We start from the raw sequence: 16,176 nt of genomic DNA, 5'->3' as shown, positions 1-16,176 counted from the left end.
GAGGCAGCATGTCGGTACCGCACCCACTCAATCAGGCAGTGATCGCGCAGGCACTGCACGACCTGCGCAACGGGCAATTGCGCCGCTGCAAGGCGATGGGATTCGGCGAGCAGGAATTGAGTGCTCTGAAGCACCCCGCGCTGGTCAGCGTGCTCATCAATGCCACCGTGCCCTGGTGCTCGGTAACCGTGAACCGCGACGTGCTGCAGCGATTGTTGCGCCAGGTGGCGGATGTCGAGAAGGAAATCGCCGCCGTCGATCGCATGCTGCGCCTGGGCGCCAGTACCGAGATGGTGAGCAAGTTCTACGGGCTGACCCACCAGGAAGTCGCGTTGCGACGGGACATGCTCGATCTGCCCAAACGCAGGGGGCGTCATCCCGGATTGAGCGAAGAGCAGGACACCGAGCTATGGCGACGGTGGGAACCCGAATTCAAAACCCGTGGCATCGCGCTCGACGATTCCCTTTCAATGCTCGAACTGACACTGGATCTGGCCGAAGCCCTCGACCTGCCAGCTTCGGTGTTGTGGTCAACCATCCAGGGATGGATCGATCAGGGCCTGGTGTAGGCCATGGTCACCGATGATCCCCGCCGTCCCGGAGGCCCCGTTTCACTGACGGCACTCCTTGATCAAGCCACCCAACGACTGCAACCTGCGGCAGAAGACACTACCCCACAGGATGGCTTCCTGTTCAGCGGCAATCGCCACGAGAGCGTCCCCCGCGCGCTGTTCCTCGATCGCCGCCTGACACCACTGGAACGTAATGCCTGGCAGGTGTTCCGTCTGCTGTTGAACGACGATGGCGTGACGGCTTTTCCCACTTACGAGCGCCTGCGACCCTACCTGGCGTCAATGCCATGCACGGCCAAAGCCTCCCACGAAACCGTGGCCAGGGCGCTGACCCAGTTACGATTGACCCGCTGGCTCAGCCTGGTGCGGCGACGGCGGGACGCCCGCTCCGGACGTATCCAGGGCAACCTCTATGTGCTCCACGACGAACCGCTGTCCCCCTTTGAGGCCATGCAGCTCGACACCGAATATCTGGGACTGGTCAGCCAGGCATTGACGCACTCGGCCAAAGCCGTGCGGGTCGTCGGCGTTCATACGCTCAAGGAAATCACCGAAGACCCTATGGTCAGTGCGCGAACGCTGCCGTCTCGCCTGCAGGTCATGGTGCAACGTCTGGCCGGGCAGAACTGGGACGCCAATGCTCACGATCTTGAGTCTGTGGATAACCCCAAAACCGTAGAGAGCGCCGAGGCCCTTCTACGACATTACGACGCCCCATTTTCCAATTTGGAATCAGGGCGCAAAGCCCCATCTGACGGCATTCTTCCGAATCGGAAATCTGACAGTACAGTACGTAATAAAAGTATTAAAAATAATAAAGTACGTACTGTACTGCGCGAATTGAATTATTTGGACTTGCCACCTCGATTTGAACGCCTCAATGATGAACAGAAGGCCGGTGCCTTGCTCTCGCTAAGGAAGGTCGACAAGGAACTGCAACAGGCAGTGATCGATGAGTGGGATGTGCGCTGCTGCGACGATTACATCAAGAAGCCAGCCAATTATCTGTTCGGCATCATTCAGCGAGCCATCCGGGGAGAGTTTCGTGCCTGGGCCGGTGTCACCCCTTCGAAGGCGGATTCATTGGCGACACCACCACCCAAAGTGGATGCCAAGGTTGATCGCCCCTTCCAAGCTGCGGACCCGGAACAAGTGAAAGCCCATATCGCTCGTCTTCAAGAAATGTTCCGTAGCTCTTGATGGACCTATACCAGTGGTATAGGGCTATCGACAGCCACCAACGTCTACAACCCTGAAACAAGCCCATAAACAGGAAGGCTACCAGTGCGAATTCTTTACTGACTGCCTTCCGCGCTTTGTCGATGCTGGCGATTCGATTCTTCACAGCGAGTCGCTCACATGGCCAACGAATCTCTGCAACTGAACCTCGGATCGCTGCGCAGCGCGATGGCGCTGACGCTGCACACTCACCATGCCTCCCGCATCTGGCATGGCCGCGCCGCCTCGGAAGGCAAGCCGGGCATCATCGGTTTGAATGCCTTTCTGTCGATCATGAACAAGCTCAAGCGCGGTGCCGAACAGGACGACCCCTACTCGGACTGGTGGATGCTGCGGATCGAGGACAAGATCGAAGGAACCCGGTCCCAGCTTCAGGCCCTGCGTGAACAGGTCGACCAGGCCTTGGCGGATGTACCGGCAGCACTGAGTCTCGGCGATAACCTCAACGTCCAGCCCATCAAGCTACCCCTGTTCGTCAATGCCCAGCTCGGCTTCATGGCGGTCTATCTGCTGGCCGATTACGACACCTTGGCCCGCCGTCTTATCCTGGCGCATCACACCGCCCTGATCGACCGCAGTACCCTGGAACGCTGGCTCAACGATGGAGCCCATGCCCTGCGCAGCCTGTTTTCGCTGGCCCAGCAGTACCGCTATTCCGGCACCTGCCGGGACGACTATGCAGCCAACAATGCGGCGGCGCGAGCGGCGCGGGAGAAGTTCGGCGAACTGCCCCAGGACGTCCTCGAAGGCACCCGCCGCTCCCGATTTGCACCACCCATCAATCGCCGATCGTCACAAAAAAGTTCCAGTCAGGAAGACACCACTGACACTGCGCCAGCCGAGGCGACCGAGGATGACAGCGAGGTCGAGGACAGTGACTCTCCCGACGAGGAGGCCCAAGCATGACCGCAGGCCACCTCGCTCAGCCACCGCGACACTTTGCACCGCTGGAACAGCCAGACTTCCAGCGCCTGGCACACGCGGCCTACCTAAAAGGCCTTTTAAAACCCTTTAAAGGTAAGGGGAGTCTGGAGGACTGGGCCAACCAATGTATCGGGCTGCGCGACGAGATGATCGCCCTGGCGTTGCAACACGTCCTGCCCCAGGCACGTCGCTCACCGTTCAATCGGCTCGATGTGCAACTGGCCCCGCAAACCACTGGCGCAGGGACGACCTTTTTGCGCTGGCGCAACCTCGACCGATCCTCCATGGGTGTCTCCTTGTGGGAGCAACTCATCGCCTCGCCATCGACCCACGACGCACTGATCGACGATCTCTACGCCATTGAGCTGCAGCGCATCGCGCTGAACATGCAGATCAGCCTCACCCACAGTATTGCCCGCCAGGCCCTGGACTGTGCCGGGAAGATGAGACAGGCCGAAGCGGCCTATCAGCGGCGGACCCAGGGACACGCCACCACTACGGAGTCACACTCATGAGTACGCACTTCTACGGCGAGGGCAATATCGGCTCTGCGCCAGAATACCGGGCTTTCAACAACGGCAATGATGAACCCCGTCGGCTGCTGCGACTGAACGTCTATTTCGACAACCCCATTCCGGCCAAGGAGGGATTCGAGGATCGCGGTGGCTTCTGGGCGCCAGTGGAGCTGTGGCACCGTGATGCCGAACACTGGCAGACGTTGTACCAGAAGGGCATGCGCGTGCTGGTGGAAGGCCGGACAGTGCGTGACGAATGGGAAGACGCCGAGGAGAACGAACGCGTGACCTTCAAGATCGAAGCACGTCGCGTTGGCATCCTGCCCTATCGCATCGAGCAAGTGACTCTGGTACCCAGGGAGCCATCCGCTGAATCACCGGCTGATGAGTAAGCAGGGCCGTGAGCGGCTGCACCAACCCTCAGCCGCTCATTTTGCGCCAGCGATGGTTATACCACTGGTATAGCGCCACCGAAGTCCATCGAGGTCCACTCATCCCACCCCGCATGTCGGATCATAAATCCGGAATTCAGCCATAACGGGTTATGTGCAGCCAAGCCATTCACCAGCCGTCACGCTGTCACCTATTCGATCACTGGGCCAGCCCATGACAGCCGAGGAGGAATAGCGTGCGGGTCTATCTGTGCGAGAAGCCTTCGCAGGGCAAGGACATCGCCCGTGTGCTGGGTGCCCAGCAACGCGGTAACGGATGCTTTACTGGATCAGGCATCACGGTGACCTGGTGCATCGGCCACCTGCTCGAAACCGCACCGCCGGAAGCCTATGGTGAGCAATACAAGCGCTGGTCGATAGAACAGTTGCCCATTATTCCCGAGCGCTGGCGCAACGAGGTCAAGGCCTCGACCCAGGCGCAGTTCCAGATCGTCAAGCGACTCATCAGCGAGGCAAGCGAACTGGTGATCGCCACCGACGCCGATCGTGAAGGCGAGATGATCGCCCGCGAGATCCTCGACCTTTGCGGCTACCGTGGGCCAATCCACCGGCTCTGGCTGTCGGCACTGAATGATGCATCTATCCGAAAGGCATTGGATGCCCTCAAACCGGGAGCGGAGACTTTGCCCCTGTACCACTCGGCGCTGGCACGCTCACGGGCAGACTGGTTGATCGGCATGAACCTGAGCCGACTGTTCACCCTGTTGGGCCAGCAGTCCGGTTATGGCGGTGTGCTCTCGGTCGGTCGGGTGCAAACACCCACGCTGAAGCTGGTGGTGGATCGTGACCGGGCGATAGCCAGTTTTGTAGCTGTTCCCTATTGGGCCATCGAGGTGATGCTTGGCCACAGTGGTCAATCCTTCAAGGCGAACTGGGTAGCCCCTGACGACAGCGCAGACGACGCCGGTCGCTGCCTGCAGGAAGCTGTGGCGCAACACGCTGTAGCTGCACTGCGCCAGACCCGTGACGCCACTGTGATCCACGTGAAAACGGAACGCATGCGTGAAGCACCACCACTGCCATTCGACCTGGGCACCTTGCAGGAGGTCTGTTCGCGGCAACTTGGGTTGGACGTGCAGGAAACGCTGAACATCGCCCAGTCGCTCTACGAGACCCACAAGGCGACGACCTATCCACGCAGTGATTCGGGTTACCTGCCTGAGAGCATGCTGCCCGAAGTGCCAACCGTGCTCGACGCGTTGCTGGCCACCGATCCCAGTCTGCGCCCATTGATCGAGCGGCTCGACAGGTCACAGCGTTCGCGTGCCTGGAACGACAACAAGGTGACGGCGCACCACGCCATCATTCCCACGCTGGAGCCCACAAAGCTATCGGCCATGTCGCAGAAGGAACGGGCGGTGTACGCGCTGATCCGGGCGCACTACCTGGCACAGTTCCTCCCCCACCATGAATTCGACCGCACCGAGGCCCAACTCAAGGTAGCTGGTCAGTCACTGCAAGCCGTGGGCAAGCAGGTGATCGAACCCGGCTGGCACCGGGCGATGCCCCGCCACGAGCAGGACGAGGAACAGCAGGACATTCAGAGTCAGCAACTGCCGTCACTTGAAACCGGCACTGTGTGTGCACTGGAACAAGTCGAGTTGAAGACACTCAAGACCAAGCCGCCTCGGCCCTACACCCAGGGCGAACTGATCAAGGCCATGAAGGGTGTGGCCAAACTGGTGACCGACCCTCGGCTCCGGCAGACACTGAAGGAGACCACCGGCATCGGCACCGAAGCTACCCGCGCCGGTATCATCAACGGCCTGCTGGCCCGAGGCTTCATCGCCCGCAAAGGCAAGGCGATACGTGCGACCGAAGCTGCCCTCAAGCTGATTGATGCCGTACCCTGCGCGATTGCCGATCCGGGCACCACCGCGATCTGGGAACAAGCCCTGGATCGAATTGCATCGGGTCAGATGACACTGGATGGCTTTATCGACAAGCAATCCGCCTGGGTAGCACAACTGGTGCAGCAGTACCGGGGCGCATCCCTGGCGATCAGCCAACCGGAAGGACCTGCCTGTCCGCTATGCGGTGCCGTCACGCGACAACGACGTGGCAAGCACGGGGCGTTCTGGGCCTGCTCTCGGTATCCGGAGTGCAAGGGCACCCAACCGCTCAAGCAGGCAAAACCGCGTGCACGCGGCCGCAGGGCCAAAAGCTGAAATCGCACGAACACCCGCACCCCACGTGGTGCCCCAGCACACTCTACCTTCTGTCACGGTGTGCGCGTCCGGCCATTCTGGCCGTCGGCGAGAAGGTCTTTGTTCATCAATTCCGGTATCTACGGATTCACCCCATTATCAGTATTCGCTGCTCGCGTAGGGTTTCCTGACGGTTTGAGGCAGGCCATGCCGCTCATGCGAGCCGTCAGGAAACCCTACGGGGTCAGCCGTATTCGGTGCCGGTGCCCGCCGGCGAAACAACGGGCTCCCTTTGTGCGCGGATGTGTGCCAGAGGATGCCGGCCCCAGCCACGATACGGGCCGGGTGTGCATGCTGAAACAGAGCCAGGTTCCACCCACGACCCAGCCCTGTGCAGCCCACGGGTGGTAGTTTCTTCCGCGCCGAAGGCAAGGACCTTCGGCTGTTTTTCCCTTGCTTCACTGCCTGCCACTTACCCTGAAAAACAGGGTGCCTTCCAGTGCGGTTTTCCCGTCGCCGACACCTCTGAAACACCGGAACCTTACCCCATGCGTCGCTGATTGTGGTCAGCACCATGCCCAGGCAGCTCCGGTCTTCAAGGCTGCATCCTGGTATGCCAGGACGACCGATCCAGTCCGCTCCGCATCGTCTCGCGGACGATCGCCCCAACCGGGCGGCGATGCTTCATCGACCCACGGGAATCCCCATGCCCCGTTGGGATGTGGCGCTTCCCACCAAGCCTTTCATCAACGTAGGGAGAGTTCCATGTCCATTCAAAACCCCATCGACAAGCCAGTCACAGAGGCCGGTGCCCTGGCACTGATTTACACCGGTAAGCGCCTGCCGCTTCAGGTACTGCACAGTGCCGCCGGTTACTACCTCGGCACCTTTGACAACGGCACCGAAGGCGGCCCCGTTTCCCGCGAGTCCGTCGAATATTTCCCTTCTCACGAGGCTGCCAGCCATGCCCTGCAAACCGGCGCATGGACACAGCGGCCCCAGCCATGATTCTCGATCATCAGGAGCAACGAATATGCATACGATGAACAATCAGGCAATGCTGGAACAGATTGCCATCAGTGATCACCACTTCTCGCAAGCCCCCGAGGCTTTCTTCCGGGCGTGGAAGCGTGGCGTCCAACTGCTCAGTCCGACGCTGTTTGGCTTGGGCACCAAAGCCCATGTCGATCAAGCAGAGGACAAGTGGGAGTTGTGCCCCAACCTGGAAGTCATCGACCAGGCCATCGGCGTGATGAGTTCCGGTGAACGGGTCTTCCTGGCCGCCATGGTCAGCTTTTACAACGCCAACATTGGCGGTGTGCTGCTCAAGCGAGTGGGCGTCCACGGTCTGTCCGATCTGGGAGGACTGGATCTGGAGCACCGTCAAGTCATCGCAGACCTGGTCTTGAACTACACAGGCTGGTGACAGCCATTCGACCGAGCCCCGAGAAGGGGCTCATTTTTTGCCAAGAAATTGGGTAAGACATGGATTCCGATTCCGGGTGGCAATCCAACACATTGCAATGCCACCCTGCCCACATGTTCCGCTGATGTATCAGCGACATGCCCAGGTAGCCACGGTCTTCAAGGCTACGGCGCGGTTCCGGCCGCGTGACCCAACCCGTTCGCCCCAGCATCCCCAGCGCGAACGACCATCCCTCGGGATGGTGGATGCACAAGCACTACCAGGATCATCCGATCCATCAACCCACGCGGGGGTTATGCCTTCCCGCCAGGGTGGGTGTGTCTCCGCTCGTTCATTCATCACGACAGGAGATTCACCATGAACCCTTCATCCGAAAAATCCTACTTCGACCTGCACATCACCGGTCTGGGTTATCTCAATCGCATTCGCGAGGTGCAACCCCGCAAGGGCGATGCCTTCCTCGCCTGCGACATCGCAGCGCTGAATGGCCCGAGCGATTCGCCGGATTACCGCCGTTTCGACGTGCGCGTGTCCGGTAGCGAGGCCCAACATCTGATCCGCCGTTGCCAACAGGCCGTCGAGGCCGAACGCAAGGTGCTGATCGGTTTTCGCCTGGGTGACCTGTGGGCCGACACCTTCACCTACAGCAAGGGGAAGCGTGCCGGTGAACAGGGCGTCAGCCTGAAGGCGAGACTGCTGTTCGTCAGTTGGATCAAGGTCGACGGTCAGCTCGTCTACAAGGCTGAACCCAAGGCCACTGATGACACGTCGCCTGAGTCTGTATCAGCCGTTGCGGAGGATGCCCCTGCATCCAACGACGTGACCGTCGATTCAGACCAAGGCGTGACCGCCTCGGCGGAATCCTTCTGAACTGCATGGCCCCCGACGGGGCCTTGCTTCCTTCTCTCACCATTCAGCACCAGGAGCTGACCATGATTACTCTCTCCGGCCAATTGGCCATCCGAACCATCCACGGCAGGAACGGCGACTTCAATGTTGGCCGCCTCGCCACTTCCATCGGTGAGTTCGTCATCAAGAACGCCGAGCTGGATCAATACCGCGAAGGCAAGTACGAGGGCGATTTCGTCATCACCGAAATTCGCCCGTCCACGTACAACACCAGCGGTCGCATGGTCATCGAGATTCGCGCCCATCTGGGCGGGATGACCCTGTCGAACATCGACCCCCTGAGCACGGACGAAGCCAACCGGCTGAGCCCGCAGGAAGTCGATCCCATCGACGAGGAAGCTCAGCCTCCTGTCCCCACCGCGACGGCGACCACCGACGCGAAGGACGACAAGGCGTCGAGCCATCCCCTGGTCGACACCACGCCGTTCGGCACCACCGCTCCTGACACATCGGCCAAGCCGACAGTCCAGGACGATGATGCCACCTTGTTCGGCGCGCTGTGGCCGCTCGGTGATGTCGTGAAACTGGATGCCACCGTCGATCGTCGGCTGTTGCGTCAGCAACGCGACCGTCTCGGCACGCTGGGTTATGAGTTTGCTCCGCTGTCCCAGGACTGGCATCGCATCATCGCTTGATCACACCGTCGCTCAACGCGACGTTCCCACCACCCGCCGGGGTCTCACCCCGCTGGGGAGAGCTCTGGCATTTTTTATAGGAGAACTCCCATGGGCTGGTATTTCTCGCGGCAAACCCGCGCTCAACTCATCCAGGAACTGATCCAACCGCAAGAAGGTGAACGTGCTCACTATCACGTCATAGCGCACGCTCTGCGTGGCAATGTCATGTGGTCAGTGGTCCGCATCACCGCCAAAGAAACCGACATCTTCGGTCTCGATGTAGGTGAGTCGACAGCGTTCATCCGCTGCGATTTGCTGCAAGGGTCTGGTGACGACTGGGGCTACAAGCCTCTGGAAGAAGCCATGCACCCATACTACTACTCGTGCCCCTTGCGCTACCTCGACATGGCTCCCGAGCAATGTCGGGAATGGCGTGACGGCGTGCGGGCCTATCATGCACGGCGACGTGCGCCAAGGCCAATGGCCTGATCGAAGGAGGTGATGACATGGACCCGATCCTGGCTTTGCTTCCGGCAACACTGCTGCAGTTCGTCGAAGACCAGCTGTCCAACAACGACGTAGCTTCCGACGTGGAATTGCTCGATCATTTCATCAGTAGCGGCCTCACCGAAAGGCAGGCACAGCAGGCCTTGCGCTATCGCAGTCAGTACCTGTGCAATTTCTATCTGGAAGGCTTTACGCCGATCCTCAAAGGCGCTCAGGCGCGTCACTTCAACCCTTACAGCCGTCAGTTCGAGTCGGACTGATAATTGGTTTTCATCCACCCAACAGGGGCACTTGTTCGCCCCGCTAGGCGCTGGTGTCCCTTTTCAATCACGAGGACATCGATATGCCCACACATTCATCCACTCAACCGCTGTTTCGGATCGACGAATGCCCCGACCTGATGGCCGATGGCTGCGTCGCTGACGAACACGGCAATCTGGTCTTTTTGTCTCTCTGGGCGCGTGACACCGCCGTCCAGGAATTCCTGGCCCGCCTGACACTCGGCAGTGCGGAGCAGGGATTGGACCGATTCCATCTCATCACCGACCAGGGTGCATCGGTGCCGATTTTCGTCGGCAACGCCGATCACCTGGACAAGCGCTCCACACGTGCCTTCCGCCGAACCCTGTTCGGTTCCATGGTGCATCTGTGGTTGTTTGATCCACGCTGCGTGATACCGGACAAGGCCAATGCCAGCGCACTGGCCCTGCTGCCAAGGGACAAGTCCGACCACACCGACCGCCTGTGGGCGCTGGTGCGGGAGGCCTGCCCCTTGCCTCTGCTCGATCACTGGCGCGACGCCGTGCTGGCACTGCTGCAATCCCGGGAGATGCTGACCCGTCTGCCATTCGCCCTCGGGCGACTGGAGGGCCACCGGCTGACCCTGGACGTCCCGGCGCTGACCACGGCACTGGGCGATTTGATACGCAGCGGCACCCTGGGTATCGAGCAAGACGAACTGGATGACGGCAAACCACTGCGTCGGGTGGCCTGAGCCACTCCCACACTGGGCATGTGCAGACATGCCCACGTTTTTCAAATTAGCCAACAGGAGAAACCCATGGCTCTCATGTTTCCGCGCCTTGCGCGCAATTTCATCAGAAACGGTTACTTTCCAACGGACGAACCTACCCTGGAACGTGCCCTGTCCGCGCTGGCCCCGGCCAGCGGATCAATGTCCATTCTCGATCCCTGCGCTGGCGAAGGCGTGGCGATTGCCGAAGCCGCTCATGCCCTCGGGCGTGAACAGGTCAAGGCCTTCGCCGTCGAGTACGACGCAGAGCGCGCCACCCATGCGCGCAAGCTGGTCGATTGCTGTCTGCACGGTGACCTGATGGACACCCTGATCTCCCGGCAGTCCTTCGGTCTGCTGTGGCTCAACCCGCCCTATGGTGACCTGAGCCGTGGTGTCGATGGCAACATCGGCTACCAAGGCAAAGGCCGGGCCAGGCTGGAGAAGCTGTTCTATCAGCGCACTCTACCGCTGTTGCAGTATGACGGCGTGCTGGTGTTCATCATCCCCGGCTATGTACTCGACGCCGAACTGGTGGGCTGGCTGACGCGCCATTTTGCCGACCTGCGTATCTACCGTGCGGTGGACACGCAGTTCAAGCAGGTGGTGATCTTTGGTCGGCGCATCCGTCAACGCGAACAGGACAGCGAAGAAGCCAGGGCCGTGCGCAGCCGAATGCTGCTAATCGGTCAAGGTGAGCTCGAAGCCGAGGAACTGCCAGATACCTGGCCGTTCCAGCCCTACAGCGTACCGGCCTCGCCCGGCGATCCGGAGCACTTCTATCGCGTCACGCTCGAACCTGCGCAGTTCGCGGACGAAGTGCAGCGCCTGCAAGGACTGTGGCCATCGCTCGACACTCATCTGGGTGCCGTGCATCAGGCACCACGGCCTCCGGCCCGTGCCTTGTCTCACTGGCATCTCGCCCTGGCTCTTGCAGCCGGTGCGATTCCCGGCGTCGTGACCTCCAGGACCGGCAAGGTGCTGGTGGTCAAGGGCGATACCCACAAGGAGAAATCCTTGACCACGGAGTACCAGGAACGGGATGACGGCTCGATTGCCGAGACACGTATCCTCACCGACCGCTTCGTACCCGTGATCCGCGCCTGGGACCTGACACCCGCCTCCGAAACATTGGGGCAGGTGCTGACCATCCGCTGATCGCGTTTCACCGACGGCTCGCCGTCAACTTCATCCATCTGTTTCATTCATCTCTTTCATTCACCCACCGGGGTCCTGTCACCCCGTCGGGTGCCGTGGCCCCTTCATTTTGAGAGGAAACCACCATGGCACTCGTAACACTGTCCCAACCGCTGTTCCCAGCCGGTGACATCGTCATGACCCAGGGCGTGAGCGACCTGATTCAACGCGGTGCGCTCAATCCCACCCCTTATCTCCAACGCCATCTGACTGGCGACTGGGGCGATCTGTGCGATGAGGATCGGCGTACCAACGACGCTGCTCTCAAGCACGACGACCGGCTGTTCTCGTCCTATCAGGTCACACCAGCCTTGAAGCTCTGGATCATTACCGAATGGAACCGCAGCGTCACCACGCTGCTGTTGCCAGACGAGTACTGATCCACTTTCTCCCAACCCTGGGGCATGTCATCGCCCCATCGGGGGAGGTGCATGCCCCAATGACATCTGGAGCATCACCATGACCCTCGAAACGTGTTCTGACACCATCTGTTCCGAAACTACCGCGCAGGGCGACCTGCTCGATAACCCTTCATCCCCGCTCGACATCAGCCTGCAGGACTTCGTGTCCGAGTTCGGCGATGAGCTGCTCGACTCCCTCAACCGCGCCAACCCGCCGGTCTATACCGGCCAGGCAAAGGCGCATCGCCAGGTCCTGCTGACTGGTCTGAAGCGGCAGTTGTTTCCCGCCCAGGCCGATGTGGTCCACGCCGTCACCGAACTGCTGGTCGATCGTGGCGAACGCGCCGCCATCGTCAACGGTGAGATGGGCTGCGGCAAGACGACCGTCGGCATCGCCACGGCCGCCGTGCTCAACGCTGAAGGCTACCGTCGCACGCTGGTGCTCTCGCCACCCCACCTGGTCTACAAGTGGCGGCGGGAAATCCAGGAGACCGTGGCCGGTGCCAAGGTCTGGGTGCTCAACGGCCCGGACACCCTGGTCAAACTCATCAAACTGCGCGAGCAGTTGGGTGTGTCGCCCCAGGGGCAGGAGTTCTTTGTACTCGGTCGCGTGCGTATGCGCATGGGCTTTCATTGGAAGCCGGTGTTCGTGCGCCGTCGTACCCGTCACGGTGAAGTGGGGGCCTGCCCGCATTGTGGTCAGGTCATCACCAACTTGGACGGCGAGCCGATCAACCCGGTGGAGCTGGAAGCGGAGGAATCCCGCCGCAAATGCAGCCACTGCGCCTCGGCGTTGTGGACGCTGATCCGGCCCAGAGGGCTATCGGCCAACGACCAATCACAGGCCGTGCTCAAGGCGCTCAAGCGTATTCCTACCATCGGTGAAGTCACCGCCCGCAAGCTGATGAAGAAGTTCGGCGAGTCGTTCCTGGCATCCATGCTCGGCGACAACCTGTACGAATTCATCAACCTGATGGACGACGACGGCGAGTTGGTGTTTTCCGACCGCCAGGCCCAGCGCATGGAACGCGCCATGGCCTCGATGGAATTCGGCTTCGGTGAAGGCGGCTACCAACCGTCGGAGTTCGTGAAACGCTACCTGCCGCAAGGCACGTTCGACCTGCTCATCGCTGACGAGGCGCACGAGTACAAGAACGCGGGCTCTGCCCAGGGGCAAGCCATGGGCGTTCTGGCGTCCAAGGTACGCAAGACGCTGCTGCTCACCGGCACCTTGATGGGTGGCTACGGCGATGATCTCTTTTATCTTCTGTTCCGAGCGTTGCCCGGACGCATGATCGAAGACGGTTATCGGCCCAGCCAGCAAGGCAGTCTCACGCCAGCCGCAATGGCGTTCATGCGTGATCACGGCGTGCTCAAGGACATCTACTCCGAGAGCAATGGCTCGGCCCACAAGACCGCTAGGGGCAGCAAGATCACGGTGCGAACCGTGAAAGCCCCCGGTTTTGGCCCCAAAGGCGTGCTGCGCTGTGTATTGCCGTTCACGGTGTTCCTGAAGTTGAAGGACATCGGTGGCAATGTGCTGCCGCCCTACGACGAGGAGTTCCGCGAAGTGGCCATGGCCGACGAGCAGGCGCAAGCCTACTCACGCCTGGCGGGGCAGTTGACCGCCGAGCTGAAGCAGGCCCTGGCGCGCCGCGATACGACCCTTCTGGGCGTGGTGCTCAACGTGCTCCTGGCCTGGCCGGACACCTGCTTTCGTGCGGAAACGGTCAAGCATCCGCGAACCCGCAACCTGCTGGCGTTCACCCCTTCGCTGTTCTCCGATCTGGAGGTCATGCCGAAGGAACAGGAGTTGGTCGACATCTGCCGAGAGGAAAAGGCTGCTGGTCGCAAGGTGCTGGCCTACAGCGTCTACACCGGGACACGGGATACCACGTCTCGGCTGAAAGGGCTGCTGGAGCAGGAAGGCTTCAAGGTGGCGGTGCTGCGCGCAAGCGTGGATGCCTCCCGCCGGGAAGACTGGATCGCTGAACAGCTTGATCGCGGCGTCGACGTGCTCATCACCAATCCCGAGCTGGTGAAAACCGGCCTGGATCTGTTGGAGTTCCCGACCATCGTGTTCATGCAGTCGGGCTACAACGTGTACTCGCTGCAACAGGCTGCGCGCCGTTCATGGCGTATAGGCCAGAAACAGCCGGTCAGGGTGATCTACCTCGGCTACGCCGCCACCTCGCAGATGACCTGCCTGGGTCTGATGGCCAGGAAGATCATCGTGTCACAAAGCACGTCGGGAGACGTGCCGGAATCCGGGCTCGACGTCCTGAATCAGGATGGCGACTCGGTGGAAGTGGCGCTGGCGCGGCAGTTGGTGAATTGAGTATTGCTTGATCTTTGACGGCCCCTTCGGGGGTCGTTTTTATACCTTATAGAGCCTGAATAGCATAACTCGTAGCTAGAAGGACACATCCCACGAGATATATCCGTACCTCTTCGATTATTTGAACGCGGTCTTTCTAAAGGCTCTGGCTTTGTCTTTATATCGAGCGTCTATACTCCCAATAAATGTCATTCTCCCCAATACACGATTGGTAAGCTTTTCATCTTTTTGGGCACACTTCAGCCACTCAGACAGTTCACTTCGCAATAGTTTTAAGTGCTTATTTCTCGGAGAAATATCATTTCCCTTTACGGCCGCACCTGTAATTAGCTTGACCTCATTAGCCCCATAAAACCGACTCTTTGACGGGTGTATTTTATGTCCGTATTTTTTTGCTATCGTCTCGAGTCGGCCGATGAAGCTTCTTTTGAGCGTGGTACCTGAAAAAGTTAAATCGTCCACAAAAATGGTCATGGTAGCCCCACAATCATTTGCAGCCGACTCAATCTCATCAAACATCTTTTTGTTCGCAAAATACGCAAGCGGCATACTAATTCGACTTCCGGTCGGGACATGCTCATCATAGGTAAGCATCTTAGATAACAGATCTGCAATATCGGGGGAGCATCGCATCGTGTTATAAAAGAAATCAAATACGTTTAGCCTTGTCGTTGTAGGAAAAAAGCTCTTGATATCGGCGGTAATAACCTTCTTACCAAGGCCAACGTGAGCACGCGCATTTGAAATATTTGACTTTCCCTTTTTCCCAGAATGAAGCCCATCAATCGTCTCGATACGACACAACAAGCTCGCCACTCTGGTGTGAATTATATCAAGCCTCGGCAGTGGCTCTTGGATTAGTCTTTTCTTGCCATTCTTTGTTTGAGTGAAACATCGGTAATTATCATTCCCTGCAAGCATCTTTAGCTCTTGGGGAGTAGACGACAATAAATTAGCTAAACGCTTTTTGTTGGATAACTTGTAGAATACCGAGTCTTGTAGGGGGTACGATTTTTGCTTGGTAATGATTTTTGGCTTACGTCGTTTTTGCTTCATTTCGCACAGCAACCCATTCCATAATTTTTAATATTTTATCGGCCACTATGCTTCTAAAGCTCTCTGGGATAGTCCCCGATTTTTCAATATTTTCTGAGAAGAAAACCAATGAAGATACAGGAACATCAAAAATTTCAGAGTATTTTTCTAGCAACTCATATCCTACCGATTTTTTTCCTGACTCAATTTCACTTAGATAAGACTTGGACATACCCAGCTTTAAAGCCAACTCCGCCTGAGTCAACCCATGAAACTGGCGAATAGTTTTTAATGCTCGATTGATCATAATAACCTCTGATAAAAAATCAGGGGACCGCTTAAGAAGGGTCGCCTTCATCGAAGAAGTACTTCAGTATCTTCCAAACAAAAACACTAACCCGTATTAACCACTTGAGCAGTGTCCAAGTTTTGCTGCGGTCCTTCTTCTCAGGTTTCCGCTCCTTAAGCGATTGCCAGACAACGTTAAAAAAGTCTATTTGCATAAACATATTTCCTCTAGTTACCAACACCCGGAATGGAATGAAATGAGTGTTGGGTCACCATTACCAGAGGAACGTCGGGAGTGACTGGCAATAAACCCCTGCTTTCACGTCGTGTAGTCACCACACGACGTGCACGCACACTTGAGCTTGATGGATCGATAGAGCATGACCCGGCTGCATGAGCGGCGCAAAATATAGAGACTTCGTCTCCGCGAGTAGGTTGAACCTACTCAATTGACTGGTGACAGGCTCCCTTTTTCAACGTGGGAAGAAGCATATCTTACCGGTTCGCTATTTGTCAACAAGAAGTCGCTATTTGCGAATACCGTTCCTATGATTGCTGTTTTGTATCTAGGGAACCTCTGAAAAACTGACTTTTTAA

The 16,176-nt window shown here is 58.6% G+C and carries 18 protein-coding genes; 16 read left to right on the top strand and 2 right to left on the bottom strand.

Annotation, left to right across the window (positions count from 1 at the left end; all coding sequences use genetic code 11):
* Nucleotides 1–8: 8 nt before the first annotated feature.
* The 16 genes from A11A3_RS14180 to A11A3_RS14105 all read left to right on the top strand — a co-directional run bounded on the left by A11A3_RS14180 (nucleotide 9) and on the right by A11A3_RS14105 (nucleotide 14,256).
* Nucleotides 9–569, top strand: a complete 561-nt coding sequence (locus A11A3_RS14180; RefSeq protein ID WP_008930011.1) for a DUF2857 domain-containing protein — start codon at nucleotides 9–11, stop codon at nucleotides 567–569.
* A 3-nt stretch (nucleotides 570–572) separates the two neighbouring features.
* Nucleotides 573–1,772: an STY4528 family pathogenicity island replication protein gene (locus tag A11A3_RS14175; protein WP_008930010.1), complete on the top strand. Its 1,200-nt coding sequence runs from the start codon at nucleotides 573–575 to the stop codon at nucleotides 1,770–1,772.
* 159 nt (nucleotides 1,773–1,931) lie between these two features.
* Nucleotides 1,932–2,717, top strand: coding sequence for a PFL_4669 family integrating conjugative element protein (locus A11A3_RS14170; protein ID WP_008930009.1), 786 nt, complete (start codon nucleotides 1,932–1,934; stop codon nucleotides 2,715–2,717).
* On the top strand, nucleotides 2,714–3,250 hold the full coding sequence (locus tag A11A3_RS14165; RefSeq protein ID WP_008930008.1) for a DUF3158 family protein: 537 nt from the start codon (nucleotides 2,714–2,716) through the stop codon (nucleotides 3,248–3,250). Before A11A3_RS14170 ends, A11A3_RS14165 begins: the two co-directional genes overlap by 4 nt.
* The gene (locus A11A3_RS14160) at nucleotides 3,247–3,642 is read left to right on the top strand and encodes a single-stranded DNA-binding protein (protein ID WP_008930007.1); all 396 of its coding nucleotides are present in this window, start codon (nucleotides 3,247–3,249) and stop codon (nucleotides 3,640–3,642) included. The genes A11A3_RS14165 and A11A3_RS14160 overlap by 4 nt, the downstream gene beginning before the upstream one ends.
* A gap of 236 nt (nucleotides 3,643–3,878) precedes the next feature.
* Nucleotides 3,879–5,870: a DNA topoisomerase III gene (locus A11A3_RS14155; protein WP_008930006.1), complete on the top strand. Its 1,992-nt coding sequence runs from the start codon at nucleotides 3,879–3,881 to the stop codon at nucleotides 5,868–5,870.
* A 744-nt stretch (nucleotides 5,871–6,614) separates the two neighbouring features.
* Nucleotides 6,615–6,857 carry a hypothetical protein gene (locus tag A11A3_RS14150; RefSeq protein ID WP_008930005.1) on the top strand — a complete coding sequence of 81 codons (243 nt, stop codon included), beginning with the start codon at nucleotides 6,615–6,617 and terminating at the stop codon, nucleotides 6,855–6,857.
* Nucleotides 6,858–6,882: 25 nt separating this feature from the next.
* Nucleotides 6,883–7,275, top strand: a complete 393-nt coding sequence (locus A11A3_RS14145) for a hypothetical protein (protein WP_008930004.1) — start codon at nucleotides 6,883–6,885, stop codon at nucleotides 7,273–7,275.
* A 357-nt stretch (nucleotides 7,276–7,632) separates the two neighbouring features.
* The gene (locus A11A3_RS14140) at nucleotides 7,633–8,145 is read left to right on the top strand and encodes an STY4534 family ICE replication protein (protein WP_008930003.1); all 513 of its coding nucleotides are present in this window, start codon (nucleotides 7,633–7,635) and stop codon (nucleotides 8,143–8,145) included.
* A 62-nt stretch (nucleotides 8,146–8,207) separates the two neighbouring features.
* A complete protein-coding gene (locus A11A3_RS14135; protein WP_008930002.1) occupies nucleotides 8,208–8,819 on the top strand; it encodes a DUF3275 family protein in 612 nt (203 codons plus the stop codon).
* A gap of 90 nt (nucleotides 8,820–8,909) precedes the next feature.
* Nucleotides 8,910–9,290, top strand: a complete 381-nt coding sequence (locus A11A3_RS14130; protein WP_008930001.1) for a hypothetical protein — start codon at nucleotides 8,910–8,912, stop codon at nucleotides 9,288–9,290.
* A gap of 17 nt (nucleotides 9,291–9,307) precedes the next feature.
* On the top strand, nucleotides 9,308–9,568 hold the full coding sequence (locus A11A3_RS14125; RefSeq protein ID WP_008930000.1) for a hypothetical protein: 261 nt from the start codon (nucleotides 9,308–9,310) through the stop codon (nucleotides 9,566–9,568).
* An 83-nt stretch (nucleotides 9,569–9,651) separates the two neighbouring features.
* Complete coding sequence (locus A11A3_RS14120; protein WP_008929999.1) at nucleotides 9,652–10,302, top strand: hypothetical protein; 651 nt, start codon at nucleotides 9,652–9,654, stop codon at nucleotides 10,300–10,302.
* 66 nt (nucleotides 10,303–10,368) lie between these two features.
* On the top strand, nucleotides 10,369–11,478 hold the full coding sequence (locus tag A11A3_RS14115; protein WP_008929998.1) for a DUF6094 domain-containing protein: 1,110 nt from the start codon (nucleotides 10,369–10,371) through the stop codon (nucleotides 11,476–11,478).
* A 125-nt stretch (nucleotides 11,479–11,603) separates the two neighbouring features.
* Nucleotides 11,604–11,897, top strand: a complete 294-nt coding sequence (locus A11A3_RS14110; protein ID WP_008929997.1) for a hypothetical protein — start codon at nucleotides 11,604–11,606, stop codon at nucleotides 11,895–11,897.
* Between the two features lie 79 nt (nucleotides 11,898–11,976).
* Nucleotides 11,977–14,256 carry a helicase-related protein gene (locus A11A3_RS14105; protein ID WP_008929996.1) on the top strand — a complete coding sequence of 760 codons (2,280 nt, stop codon included), beginning with the start codon at nucleotides 11,977–11,979 and terminating at the stop codon, nucleotides 14,254–14,256.
* A gap of 117 nt (nucleotides 14,257–14,373) precedes the next feature.
* On the opposite strand, the gene A11A3_RS14100 is transcribed toward A11A3_RS14105, so the two are convergent.
* Together A11A3_RS14100 and A11A3_RS17545 are read right to left on the bottom strand one after the other, a co-directional pair.
* Nucleotides 14,374–15,312, bottom strand: a complete 939-nt coding sequence (locus A11A3_RS14100; protein ID WP_008929995.1) for a reverse transcriptase family protein — start codon at nucleotides 15,310–15,312, stop codon at nucleotides 14,374–14,376.
* The gene (locus A11A3_RS17545; protein ID WP_008929994.1) at nucleotides 15,293–15,598 is read right to left on the bottom strand and encodes a helix-turn-helix domain-containing protein; all 306 of its coding nucleotides are present in this window, start codon (nucleotides 15,596–15,598) and stop codon (nucleotides 15,293–15,295) included. Before A11A3_RS17545 ends, A11A3_RS14100 begins: the two co-directional genes overlap by 20 nt.
* Nucleotides 15,599–16,176 lie beyond the last annotated feature (578 nt).

This window comes from Alcanivorax hongdengensis A-11-3, from assembly GCF_000300995.1.
GTDB classification, from domain to species: Bacteria; Pseudomonadota; Gammaproteobacteria; order Pseudomonadales; family Alcanivoracaceae; genus Alcanivorax; species Alcanivorax hongdengensis.
Note: the sequence above shows the minus strand (reverse complement) of the source record. Positions and strands in the feature narration are given on the sequence as shown.

What these genes read in the sequence shown, in the direction of transcription:
- A11A3_RS14180 (WP_008930011.1), top strand. Translation starts at nt 9, where the DNA reads ATGTCGGTACCGCACCCACTCAATCAGGCAGTGATCGCGCAGGCACTG.
- A11A3_RS14175 (WP_008930010.1), top strand. Translation starts at nt 573, where the DNA reads ATGGTCACCGATGATCCCCGCCGTCCCGGAGGCCCCGTTTCACTGACG.
- A11A3_RS14170 (WP_008930009.1), top strand. Translation starts at nt 1,932, where the DNA reads ATGGCCAACGAATCTCTGCAACTGAACCTCGGATCGCTGCGCAGCGCG.
- A11A3_RS14165 (WP_008930008.1), top strand. Translation starts at nt 2,714, where the DNA reads ATGACCGCAGGCCACCTCGCTCAGCCACCGCGACACTTTGCACCGCTG.
- A11A3_RS14160 (WP_008930007.1), top strand. Translation starts at nt 3,247, where the DNA reads ATGAGTACGCACTTCTACGGCGAGGGCAATATCGGCTCTGCGCCAGAA.
- A11A3_RS14150 (WP_008930005.1), top strand. Translation starts at nt 6,615, where the DNA reads ATGTCCATTCAAAACCCCATCGACAAGCCAGTCACAGAGGCCGGTGCC.
- A11A3_RS14145 (WP_008930004.1), top strand. Translation starts at nt 6,883, where the DNA reads ATGCATACGATGAACAATCAGGCAATGCTGGAACAGATTGCCATCAGT.
- A11A3_RS14140 (WP_008930003.1), top strand. Translation starts at nt 7,633, where the DNA reads ATGAACCCTTCATCCGAAAAATCCTACTTCGACCTGCACATCACCGGT.
- A11A3_RS14135 (WP_008930002.1), top strand. Translation starts at nt 8,208, where the DNA reads ATGATTACTCTCTCCGGCCAATTGGCCATCCGAACCATCCACGGCAGG.
- A11A3_RS14130 (WP_008930001.1), top strand. Translation starts at nt 8,910, where the DNA reads ATGGGCTGGTATTTCTCGCGGCAAACCCGCGCTCAACTCATCCAGGAA.
- A11A3_RS14125 (WP_008930000.1), top strand. Translation starts at nt 9,308, where the DNA reads ATGGACCCGATCCTGGCTTTGCTTCCGGCAACACTGCTGCAGTTCGTC.
- A11A3_RS14120 (WP_008929999.1), top strand. Translation starts at nt 9,652, where the DNA reads ATGCCCACACATTCATCCACTCAACCGCTGTTTCGGATCGACGAATGC.
- A11A3_RS14115 (WP_008929998.1), top strand. Translation starts at nt 10,369, where the DNA reads ATGGCTCTCATGTTTCCGCGCCTTGCGCGCAATTTCATCAGAAACGGT.
- A11A3_RS14110 (WP_008929997.1), top strand. Translation starts at nt 11,604, where the DNA reads ATGGCACTCGTAACACTGTCCCAACCGCTGTTCCCAGCCGGTGACATC.
- A11A3_RS14105 (WP_008929996.1), top strand. Translation starts at nt 11,977, where the DNA reads ATGACCCTCGAAACGTGTTCTGACACCATCTGTTCCGAAACTACCGCG.
- A11A3_RS14100 (WP_008929995.1), bottom strand. Translation starts at nt 15,312, where the DNA reads ATGAAGCAAAAACGACGTAAGCCAAAAATCATTACCAAGCAAAAATCG.
- A11A3_RS17545 (WP_008929994.1), bottom strand. Translation starts at nt 15,598, where the DNA reads ATGATCAATCGAGCATTAAAAACTATTCGCCAGTTTCATGGGTTGACT.